At 53.0% G+C, this 10344-nt stretch carries 8 protein-coding genes; 4 read left to right on the top strand and 4 right to left on the bottom strand.

Going from position 1 to position 10344, the window contains the following annotated elements:
• Positions 1–328 precede the first annotated feature (328 nt).
• On the top strand, positions 329–2488 hold the full coding sequence (aas, locus tag FDW94_RS13160; RefSeq protein ID WP_137377708.1) for a bifunctional acyl-ACP--phospholipid O-acyltransferase/long-chain-fatty-acid--ACP ligase: 2160 nt from the start codon (positions 329–331) through the stop codon (positions 2486–2488).
• Positions 2481–3674 (top strand): lysophospholipid transporter LplT, encoded by a 1194-nt coding sequence (gene lplT, locus FDW94_RS13155; RefSeq protein WP_008785713.1) that lies wholly within the window; start codon positions 2481–2483, stop codon positions 3672–3674. Before aas ends, lplT begins: the two co-directional genes overlap by 8 nt.
• A 100-nt stretch (positions 3675–3774) precedes the next feature.
• Here the strand turns inward: lplT and FDW94_RS13150 are convergent, their stop codons facing one another.
• The 4 genes from FDW94_RS13150 to mutH form a co-directional block, all read right to left on the bottom strand.
• Entirely contained in the window at positions 3775–4815 is a 1041-nt protein-coding gene (locus FDW94_RS13150) for an NADP(H)-dependent aldo-keto reductase (protein ID WP_003825597.1), read from the bottom strand.
• Positions 4816–4921: 106 nt separating this feature from the next.
• Positions 4922–5140 carry a lipoprotein YgdR gene (gene ygdR, locus FDW94_RS13145; RefSeq protein ID WP_000758660.1) on the bottom strand — a complete coding sequence of 73 codons (219 nt, stop codon included), beginning with the start codon at positions 5138–5140 and terminating at the stop codon, positions 4922–4924.
• A gap of 144 nt (positions 5141–5284) precedes the next feature.
• Complete coding sequence (locus tag FDW94_RS13140) at positions 5285–5998, bottom strand: TerC family protein (protein ID WP_003033961.1); 714 nt, start codon at positions 5996–5998, stop codon at positions 5285–5287.
• Between the two features lie 76 nt (positions 5999–6074).
• Positions 6075–6770: a DNA mismatch repair endonuclease MutH gene (gene mutH, locus FDW94_RS13135; protein ID WP_003033965.1), complete on the bottom strand. Its 696-nt coding sequence runs from the start codon at positions 6768–6770 to the stop codon at positions 6075–6077.
• Between the two features lie 684 nt (positions 6771–7454).
• Here mutH and rppH point away from each other — a divergent pair.
• Together rppH and ptsP are read left to right on the top strand one after the other, a co-directional pair.
• Positions 7455–7985, top strand: coding sequence for an RNA pyrophosphohydrolase (rppH, locus tag FDW94_RS13125; RefSeq protein WP_003825602.1), 531 nt, complete (start codon positions 7455–7457; stop codon positions 7983–7985).
• A 12-nt stretch (positions 7986–7997) separates the two neighbouring features.
• Positions 7998–10244 carry a phosphoenolpyruvate--protein phosphotransferase gene (gene ptsP / locus FDW94_RS13120; protein ID WP_003825604.1) on the top strand — a complete coding sequence of 749 codons (2247 nt, stop codon included), beginning with the start codon at positions 7998–8000 and terminating at the stop codon, positions 10242–10244.
• The last annotated feature ends 100 nt before the right edge of the window (positions 10245–10344 follow it).

Raw genomic sequence — 10344 nt, 5'->3', positions numbered from 1 at the left:
CCAGCCTGCGCAGATGCGCAGGTTTTTTTTTATCTTCAGCCTATCTGTAACAGTAACCGATAATTTACACAACTCGTTGCATTTGGGTTCATTCCTTTGCGTTTTCGCACTGGCGAATCTGGCTGCTGACGACCACAATCAAGATCCCAGAGGTATTGATTGGTGAGATTATTCGGTACGCACTTCGTACCTGTCTCTTGCACCAACCTGCGCGGATGCGCAGGTTTTTTTTCGGATTGTATTTACCAGTTACCTGTCGCGCCAATTCCCCAACTTGTATACTCTCCCACCATTGATGTTTATATAATTAATGGCACAGGGAGTTGAGATGCTATTTGGCTTTTTTCGTAATCTGTTTCGCGTGCTTTTCCGCGTTCGCGTCACGGGCGATGTCAGCGCGCTACAGGGAGAACGCGTTCTAATCACTCCCAACCATGTCTCATTTATAGACGGCATCCTGTTGGCGCTCTTTTTACCGATTCGTCCCGTCTTCGCTGTTTACACCTCGATCAGCCAGCAATGGTATATGCGCTGGCTAACTCCGCTGATTGATTTCGTACCGTTAGATCCAACCAAACCGATGTCGATTAAACATCTGGTTCGTCTGGTCGAACAGGGCCGTCCGGTGGTTATTTTCCCGGAAGGACGTATTTCGACGTCCGGTTCGTTAATGAAAATTTATGACGGCGCGGGGTTTGTTGCCGCAAAGTCTGGGGCGACGGTCGTTCCTGTGCGCATTGAAGGCGCGGAGCTTTCCCACTTTAGCCGCCTGAAAGGTTTGGTTAAACAGCTATTCTTCCCGCGCATCCGCTTACATATCCTACCGCCGACACAACTGCCGATGCCGGAAGCACCGCGTGCTCGCGATCGCCGCAAAATTGCCGGAGAGATGCTGCATCAAATTATGATGGAAGCACGCATGGCGGTTCGTCCGCGTGAAACGCTATACGAGTCGCTGCTGGCGGCGAAATACCGTTTTGGCGCAGGCAAAAACTGCATTGAAGATGTTAACTTTACCCCGGACAGCTACCGCAAACTGCTGACAAAGACGCTCTTTGTGGCCCGTATTCTGGAAAAATACAGCGTCGAAGGTGAAAAAATCGGCCTGATGCTGCCAAACGCGGGGATCAGCGCGGCGGTTATTTTTGGCGCCATTGCGCGTCGACGCATTCCGGCCATGATGAACTACACCGCGGGCGTGAAAGGATTAACCAGCGCCATTACTGCGTCTGAAATTAAAACGATCTTCACATCCCGACAGTTTCTCGATAAAGGCAAACTCTGGCATTTACCGGAACAGCTCACCCAGGTGCGTTGGGTTTATCTGGAAGACTTAAAAGCTGATGTGACCTTCAGCGATAAGCTGTGGATTTTCTCACATCTGCTGGCACCGCATCTGGCGCAGGTGAAGCAGCAGCCGGAAGACGCTGCGGTGATCCTCTTTACTTCTGGCTCAGAAGGCCATCCGAAAGGTGTGGTTCACAGTCATAAAAGCATTCTGGCGAACGTTGAGCAGATCAAAACGATTGCCGATTTCACCGCCGATGACCGTTTTATGTCGGCGCTGCCGCTGTTCCACTCCTTTGGCCTGACGGTGGGATTATTCACGCCGCTACTGACTGGCGCAGAAGTGTTTCTTTATCCCAGCCCGCTGCATTACCGCATTGTGCCAGAGCTGGTATACGACCGGAACTGCACCGTGTTGTTTGGTACTTCAACGTTCCTCGGCAACTACGCGCGTTTTGCGCATCCGTACGATTTCCACCGCCTGCGCTATGTGGTGGCGGGAGCGGAAAAACTTCAGGACAGCACAAAGCAGCTGTGGCAGGAGAAATTTGGCCTGCGCGTTCTTGAAGGCTATGGCGTGACGGAATGTGCGCCGGTTGTGTCGATTAACGTACCAATGGCGGCAAAATCGGGAACGGTAGGGCGCATCTTGCCTGGTATGGATGCTCGACTGTTGGCCGTTCCGGGAATTGAGGACGGTGGGCGTTTACAGCTGAAAGGTCCTAATATTATGAGCGGCTATTTGCGCGTCGAAAAACCTGGCGTGCTGGAAGTGCCGACAGCAGAGAATGCGCAAGGTGAGATTGAGCGCGGCTGGTATGACACTGGAGACATCGTGCGCTTAGATGAAAACGGCTTTGTACAGATTCAGGGGCGCGCTAAGCGTTTCGCTAAAATTGCCGGAGAGATGGTTTCGCTGGAAATGGTTGAGCAACTGGCGTTGGCGGTATCCGCAGACAAAATGCACGCCACGGCGATCAAGAGTGATGCCAGCAAAGGTGAGGCGCTGGTGCTGTTCACTACCGACAGCGAGCTGACACGTGAAAAACTACAGCAGTATGCGCGGGCGCACGGTGTACCTGAACTCGCCGTACCGCGTGATATTCGCCATCTGAAGCAACTCCCCTTACTCGGCAGCGGTAAGCCGGATTTTGTTACGCTGAAAAGCTGGGTCGATGAGCCGGAAAAACAACATGAGTGAGTCAGTGCACACTAACACTTCAATCTGGTCCAAAGGGATGATGTCCGTTATCGCCGCGCAGTTTCTGTCGGCGTTTGGCGATAATGCGTTGCTGTTTGCTACGCTGGCGTTGCTGAAAGAACAATTCTATCCGGACTGGAGTCAGCCAATCCTGCAAATGGTGTTTGTGGGCGCTTACATTCTGTTTGCTCCCTTTGTGGGACAGGTGGCGGATAGCTTTGCCAAAGGCAGAGTGATGATGTTCGCGAACGCTCTGAAACTGCTGGGCGCGGCGAGTATTTGCTTCGGCATTAATCCGTTTCTTGGGTATACGCTGGTGGGGATCGGCGCGGCGGCATATTCACCGGCCAAGTACGGCATTCTCGGTGAACTGACTACCGGCGACAAACTGGTGAAGGCTAACGGCCTGATGGAAGCCTCCACCATTGCCGCGATTTTGCTCGGTTCTGTCGCCGGCGGCGTTCTGGCCGACTGGCACGTGATTGCCGCGCTTTCTGCCTGTGCCCTGGCCTATGCTGGCGCCGTGGTGGCTAACCTGTATATCCCGAAACTGGCCGCGGCTCGTCCTGGCCAGTCCTGGCATCTGGGGAAAATGACGCGCAGTTTCTTCTGTGCGGCTTCATCGTTGTGGCGTAATGGCGAGACGCGTTTCTCGCTCGTGGGAACCAGCCTTTTTTGGGGCGCGGGCGTTACGCTGCGTTTTCTGCTGGTGCTGTGGGTCCCGGTGGCGCTCGGCATCACCGATAACGCCACACCGACCTACCTCAATGCCATGGTAGCGATCGGGATTGTGGTCGGTGCGGGTGCGGCAGCGAAGCTCGTAACGCTGGAAACCGTGTCGCGCTGTATGCCTGCGGGGATCCTGATTGGCGTCGTGGTGCTGATTTTCTCTCTTCAACATTCGCTGCTTCCGGCTTACGCATTGCTGATGCTTATCGGCGTGTCGGGTGGCTTCTTTGTGGTACCGCTGAATGCGTTGCTGCAGGAACGGGGTAAGAAAAGCGTCGGCGCGGGAAATGCGATAGCGGTGCAAAACCTGGGCGAAAACAGCGCGATGCTGTTGATGCTCGGTATTTACTCACTGGCGGTGCTGGTGGGGATCCCGGCTGTTGCGATTGGTATTGGATTTGGTGCGCTGTTTGCGCTGGCGATTGCGGCACTGTGGATTTGGCAGCGCCGCCATTAGTCTGTTGTATGCTGTTGCCGGATGGCGGCGTTGCCTTATCCGGCCTACAGGATGCTCACTTTGTAGGCCTGATAAGCGTAGCGCCATCAGGCGCTAACTGTTACGGTGCAGGATAGGTATACACCTGATGCACCGCTTCAATCTCTGCCAGTACTTCTTCGCTCAACTCCAGATGCAGACTTTCAACGTTGGTTTTTAGCTGCTCCATCGTCGTGGCGCCCAGCAAAGTGCTGGCGACAAACGGCTGACGACGCACGAATGCCAGCGCCATTTGCGCAGGATCCAGATTATGGCGTTTCGCGATATCCACATAGGCCGCAACGGCTTTCTGCGTCTGCTCGCCGCTGTAGCGCGTGAAACGACTAAACAACGTATTGCGTGCACCGGCAGGTTTCGCGCCGTTCAGGTATTTCCCGGTTAACGTACCGAAGCCCAGGCAAGAGTAAGCCAGCAGCTCAACGCCTTCATACTGGCTCACTTCAGCCAGTCCAACCTCAAAGCTGCGGTTCAGCAGGCTGTAGGGGTTCTGGATGGTGGCGATGCGTGGCAGATCGTGTTTGTCCGCCAGGTGCAGATAGCGCATCACGCCAAACGCGGTTTCATTAGAAACGCCGATGTAGCGAATTTTCCCGGCGCGCTGAAACTCGGCCAGAGCGTCCAGCGTATCGAGAAGGGAAACGACCGGCGCGGAGTCTGTCCAGCTGTAGCCTAACTTACCAAAACAGTTGGTCGGGCGCTGCGGCCAGTGAACCTGATACAGATCCAGATAATCGGTTTTCAGTCTTTTCAGGCTGTCGTGCAGCGCTTCACGGATATTTTTACGGTCCAGCGCCTGATTCGGTCGAATGCCGCTGTCGTTGTTACGTGATGGTCCGCTGACCTTAGACGCAACGATCAGCTTTTCGCGGCTGCCGTGTTTGGCGAGCCAGTTACCTACGTAGGTTTCGGTGAGACCCTGGGTTTCAGGACGCGGCGGTACCGGATACATCTCGGCAACGTCGATCAAATTAATGCCCTGTGCTACTGCATAATCGAGCTGTGCATGTGCGTCGGCTTCGCTGTTTTGTTCACCAAACGTCATTGTGCCCAGCCCCAGTGTACTGACTTCCAGCGAGCTGTGGGGTATACGGTGATATTGCATAGCCGTTTCCTTTTTATAATCACGACATAAGGATTATAAAAATGGCTGAGGGAAGAGAAAAAGGGAAGTAAAATTGTTAAGGCCAGCGCGCTGCTGACCTCAACCATCAGCGTTCAATGATTTGAGACACATCATCGCGGTTAATCTGCATCGCATTGCCCTGCTGGTCGTGATAGCTCACCAGACCGGTATCATCGTCAATTTCTGGTTTTCCATCGGTCAGGATCATTCGACCATCTTTTGTCGCCATTACATAATCGCTGCTGCATCCGGAAACGGCAAAAGCCAGTCCTACGGCGGAAATCAAAACTGCCCATTTTTTCATCTGCTTATCCTCACATGGCCTGCGTCTGACAATAGTTTAGTAATAACGCGAAGTTGTGCAGGGTGAAAGCAGTAAAATCTTAAACTGTGAGAAGGGGTAGGTGTGGCTGGCATTCGCTCCCCTTGCGGGGAGCGATGGATTTCATCAGAGCGGATTTTTTTTATTACGCCACAGGTTCAGGGTCTCTACCGCGATAGAGAAGAACATGGCGAAATAGATATATCCTTTCGGAACGTGGACGTCGAAACTTTCCAGAATCAGCGTAAAACCGACCAGAATCAGAAACGAGAGCGCCAGCATTTTTACCGAAGGGTGGCGATCGACAAACTCACCAATCGGGCGAGCAGCAAACATCATCACGCCTACGGCAATCACCACCGCCGCCATCATGATAAACAGATGATCGGACAAACCAACCGCAGTAATCACGGAATCCAGACTGAAGATAATGTCTAACAACATGATCTGTACAATCGCGCCCAGGAAAGAAGATACGCGGGTTTTTAACCCCTCTTCCTCACCTTCAATGGATTCGTGGATCTCTTTACTGGCTTTCCAGATCAGGAACAATCCCCCCAGCAGAAGGATCAGGTCGCGTGCTGATATCGCCTCGCCAAACAGCTCGAATAACGGGTTTGTCAGCCGCGTTACCCAGGCGATAGAAGCCAGCAGTGCCAGACGCATGATCATCGCCGCCGCCAGCCCAATACGTCGGGCATGATTGCGTTGCGCTGTCGGGAGTTTGGCTACAACCAGAGAAAGGAAAATAATATTGTCGATCCCAAGAACGATCTCCAGCAGCGTCAGCGTACCGAGCGCAAGCCAGGCGTTAGGATCGGTTATCCATGCAAATAACATCGAACAAAGTCCTGCCAAAAAAAAAGAAGCGGTAATTATAGGCCCGTAACGCGGCGGGTGAAAGGCCGGACGGTGCCTATTGCGCCTGGAACAAGAAATGTCGCTCAAGCAATGCGCGGGTGAAGTTCTTTTTCAGGTAAAAGCCGCGTGGCAGGGTCAGGATGGGTTCGCCGTTGGCGCCAATGGCCTCGGTAAGCGCGCGGGCGTTGGCGGCTTTAGGACGCAGTTGCAGTACTTCCCCATGGCGAGCGGTGATGCGTTCGACATGTCCTAACACAATCATGTCCATTAACTCTTCCCAGTCCAGACGCAATTGCCGGTCTTCTTCTTCATTCGGGCTCCACAGCAGGGGAGAGCCGACGCGGCGCTCAGCCAGAGGGATGCTGCGTTCGCCTTCTACCGGGATCCACAGAACACGTTTGAGTTTGTGCCGTACATGGCTGGTTTCCCAGGTGACGCCGGTATTGCCGGTTAACGGCGCCACACACACAAAGGTGGTTTCCAGCGGTCTGCCAAGACTGTCCACAGGGATCGTTTTCAGCTCCACGCCAAGCGCTGCAAAATCCTGCTCTGGTTTACTGCCCGCGCTGGCACCGAGCCAGATTTCCAGCAGGACGCCAATCCAGCCTTTATCGCGCTTAAGATCCTTTGGCGTAACGATTCCCGCCATTGCCGCTAATTCTCCTAACGCGTAGCCCGAAAGCTGCCGTGCCTGGCTCAGCAACTGGGCTTCAGATTCAGGGGGAGAAAGTAACGGACGGAGTTCTGGCATCGGGTTAACCCTTAGGTGAAAAAATGAGCAATGATTTTATACCGTGTGGACAGAGTTTATCTTTTTCCACATGCTTTATTCAATTCTATGATTTATATTGGTTTTTAGATTTACGTTCGCAGAGTTGCGCAACAGCGAAGCGGGTTTTCCAATTCTGGTCACTGACAATGAACAGGATCTTACACCATGTTATCCACAGAAAGATGGGATAACTGTGAAAAACCCCCACTACTGTTTCAATTTACAGCCTTGACGTGCGACGAAAATCGAATTTTCACACAAATTGTGCCTAACTTATTGGCATAATCTGTGGATAAAACCAACGCTGGTCGATCTTTCATCAGCGTGAAGATTGTATGCGTGATGCACATCACATTTCTGTGTGTTTATCTGCGTGGATCGGTTTTAACTTTATGAATGTATAAGAGTATTTTTGATATGTGACGAATGTCTTATTCGGACTGTTCTGGGTTTTCCCATAGTAATTCCGTACTTCTTCACAACTATATCCACAGAAAAGGTGAATAAAATCGCCTTGCTTGCCCTTCTTCTGTTTATAACTCGGCCTTTAACTGTGAGTTATTCAATTGTTATTAGAATATCGCACCCTTAACAGAGTGGTTTACCGCCCCTCAGGAGTGTGAAACAATCGTTTGTATATAAGGTTTATGTTGAGGTAGTCCGGTGATTGATGACGATGGCTACCGCCCGAATGTAGGGATAGTAATTTGTAACCGCCAGGGGCAGGTCATGTGGGCCCGGCGATTTGGTCAGCACTCCTGGCAATTCCCACAAGGTGGGATCAATGCAGGAGAGACAGCAGAGCAGGCGATGTACCGGGAACTCTTTGAAGAAGTGGGTCTCAGTCGTAAAGATGTACGGATCCTTGCTTCTACTCGTAACTGGTTGCGTTACAAGTTACCGAAACGTTTGGTGCGTTGGGACACAAAGCCGGTTTGTATCGGCCAGAAACAAAAATGGTTTCTTCTGCAATTGGTCAGCAGCGATGCTGAAATCAATATGCAAACCAGCAGTACACCTGAGTTCGACGGCTGGCGCTGGGTGAGTTACTGGTATCCGGTTCGACAGGTGGTGTCATTTAAACGCGATGTCTATCGCAGGGTGATGAAAGAATTCGCAAGTGTTGTCATGGCGCTTCAGGAGAGCACTCCTAAACCGCAAAGCGCACCTGCGTACAGACGTAAAAGAGGTTAAGCTACGCAAATTATGCTCACCCGCCTGCGCGAAATAGTCGAAAAGGTGGCCAGTGCTCCGCGTCTGAACGAAGCGCTGAATATACTGGTTACCGACATCTGTCTTGCGATGGATACAGAGGTCTGTTCGGTTTATCTGGCCGATCACGATCGACGTTGTTATTACCTCATGGCGACCCGGGGACTAAAAAAACCACGTGGTCGCACTGTCGCACTCGCGTTTGATGAAGGTATCGTTGGCCTGGTTGGCAGGCTGGCGGAACCTATCAACCTCGCCGATGCGCAAAAACATCCCAGCTTTAAATACATTCCTTCGGTAAAAGAAGAGCGTTTTCGTGCATTCTTAGGCGTACCGATCATTCAGCGTCGCCAGCTTTTAGGTGTGCTGGTGGTGCAGCAGCGTGAACTGCGTCAGTACGATGAAAGTGAAGAGTCTTTCCTCGTCACGCTCGCCACGCAAATGGCGGCCATACTTTCGCAGTCGCAGCTAAACGCGCTGTTCGGCCAGTACCGTCAAACGCGCATCCGTGCGCTGCCTGCCGCTCCCGGTGTGGCAATAGCCGAAGGTTGGCAGGATGCGACGCTGCCGTTGATGGAACAGGTCTACCAGGCTTCAACGCTGGATCCTGTGCTTGAACGCGAGCGACTGACCGGTGCGCTGGAAGAGGCGGCGAACGAATTCCGCCGCTACAGCAAGCGTTTTACCGCTGGGGCGCAGAAAGAAACGGCGGCGATCTTTGATCTTTACTCGCACTTGCTTTCCGATACCCGTCTGCGCCGCGAGCTGTTTGCGGAAGTGGATAACGGTTCGGTGGCCGAGTGGGCGGTTAAAACGATCATTGAAAAGTTTGCCGAACAGTTCGCCGCGCTGAGCGATAACTACCTCAAAGAGCGGGCCGGAGATTTACGCGCGCTGGGCCAGCGTCTGCTGTTCCACCTTGATGACTCTATCCAGGGGCCGAATGCCTGGCCGGAACGCTTTGTGCTGGTGGCGGATGAACTTTCAGCAACCACGCTGGCGGAGCTTCCTCAGGACCGGTTAGTTGGCGTGGTTGTCCGGGACGGCGCAGCCAACTCTCATGCGGCAATTATGGTGCGTGCGCTGGGTATCCCTACCGTTATGGGGGCCGATATCCAGCCGTCGGTGCTGCATCGCCGTACGCTGGTAGTGGACGGTTATCGCGGTGAACTGCTGGTCGATCCGGAACCGGTATTGATCCAGGAATACCAGCGTCTTATCAGTGAAGAAATTGAGCTGAGCCGCCTGGCGGAAGACGACGTCAACCAGCCAGCACAGTTGAAAAGCGGCGAGCGCGTGAAGGTGATGCTCAATGCGGGCCTCAGCCCAGAACATGAAGAAAAGCTGGGTAGCCGAATCGACGGCATTGGCCTGTATCGCACCGAAATTCCGTTCATGCTGCAAAGCGGTTTTCCTTCGGAAGAAGAACAGGTTGCGCAGTACCAGGGTATGCTGCAAATGTTTAACGACAAGCCGGTGACCCTGCGTACGCTGGATGTCGGCGCCGATAAACAGCTGCCCTACATGCCGATCAGTGAAGAGAACCCGTGCCTTGGTTGGCGAGGGATCCGCATAACACTCGATCAGCCGGAGATCTTTTTGATCCAGGTTCGCGCTATGCTGCGTGCGAATGCGGCAACCGGAAACTTGAGCATTTTGCTGCCGATGGTAACCAGCATCGATGAAGTGGACGAAGCGCGACGTTTGATTGAACGCGCCGGACGCGAAGTGGAGGAGATGATCGGTTACGAGATCCCGAAACCGCGCATTGGCATCATGCTGGAAGTTCCGTCGATGGTGTTCATGCTGCCGCATCTGACAAACCGGATAGACTTTATCTCGGTTGGAACCAACGACCTTACCCAGTACATACTGGCCGTCGATCGTAACAACACACGGGTAGCCAGCATTTATGACAGCCTGCATCCGGGGATGTTGCGTGCGCTGGCGATGATTGCGCAGGAAGCCGAAAGAAGCGGTATCGATTTGCGCCTGTGTGGTGAAATGGCGGGCGATCCGATGTGTGTGGCTATTCTGATCGGTCTCGGTTTCCGTCATTTGTCGATGAACGGTCGTTCTGTCGCTCGCGTAAAATATCTGCTGCGTCATATCGATTTTGATGAGGCGCAAACGCTGGCGCAGCGCAGCCTGGAGGCACAGATGGCAACAGAAGTACGCCATCAGGTAGCGGCCTTCATGGAGCGTCGTGGCATGGGGGGCTTGATTCGCGGGGGATTGTAGGTCTGATAAGCGTAGCGCTATCAGGTATTACGGGGGATAGAGATTACCTATACAGATCTTTTACATCTTCCCGGCATCCGCTTCTAACCCCTTGTGCTAT

Source organism: Citrobacter sp. wls757 (assembly GCF_005280935.1).
GTDB classification, from domain to species: domain Bacteria; phylum Pseudomonadota; class Gammaproteobacteria; order Enterobacterales; family Enterobacteriaceae; genus Citrobacter; species Citrobacter portucalensis.
This window is presented reverse-complemented; position numbering and strand designations above follow the sequence as displayed.

Bases quoted from the DNA above. Each gene is read 5' to 3' on its own strand.
- aas (WP_137377708.1), top strand. From the start codon at position 329: ATGCTATTTGGCTTTTTTCGTAATCTGTTTCGCGTGCTTTTCCGCGTT.
- lplT (WP_008785713.1), top strand. From the start codon at position 2,481: ATGAGTGAGTCAGTGCACACTAACACTTCAATCTGGTCCAAAGGGATG.
- FDW94_RS13150 (WP_003825597.1), bottom strand. From the start codon at position 4,815: ATGCAATATCACCGTATACCCCACAGCTCGCTGGAAGTCAGTACACTG.
- ygdR (WP_000758660.1), bottom strand. From the start codon at position 5,140: ATGAAAAAATGGGCAGTTTTGATTTCCGCCGTAGGACTGGCTTTTGCC.
- FDW94_RS13140 (WP_003033961.1), bottom strand. From the start codon at position 5,998: ATGTTATTTGCATGGATAACCGATCCTAACGCCTGGCTTGCGCTCGGT.
- mutH (WP_003033965.1), bottom strand. From the start codon at position 6,770: ATGCCAGAACTCCGTCCGTTACTTTCTCCCCCTGAATCTGAAGCCCAG.
- ptsP (WP_003825604.1), top strand. From the start codon at position 7,998: ATGCTCACCCGCCTGCGCGAAATAGTCGAAAAGGTGGCCAGTGCTCCG.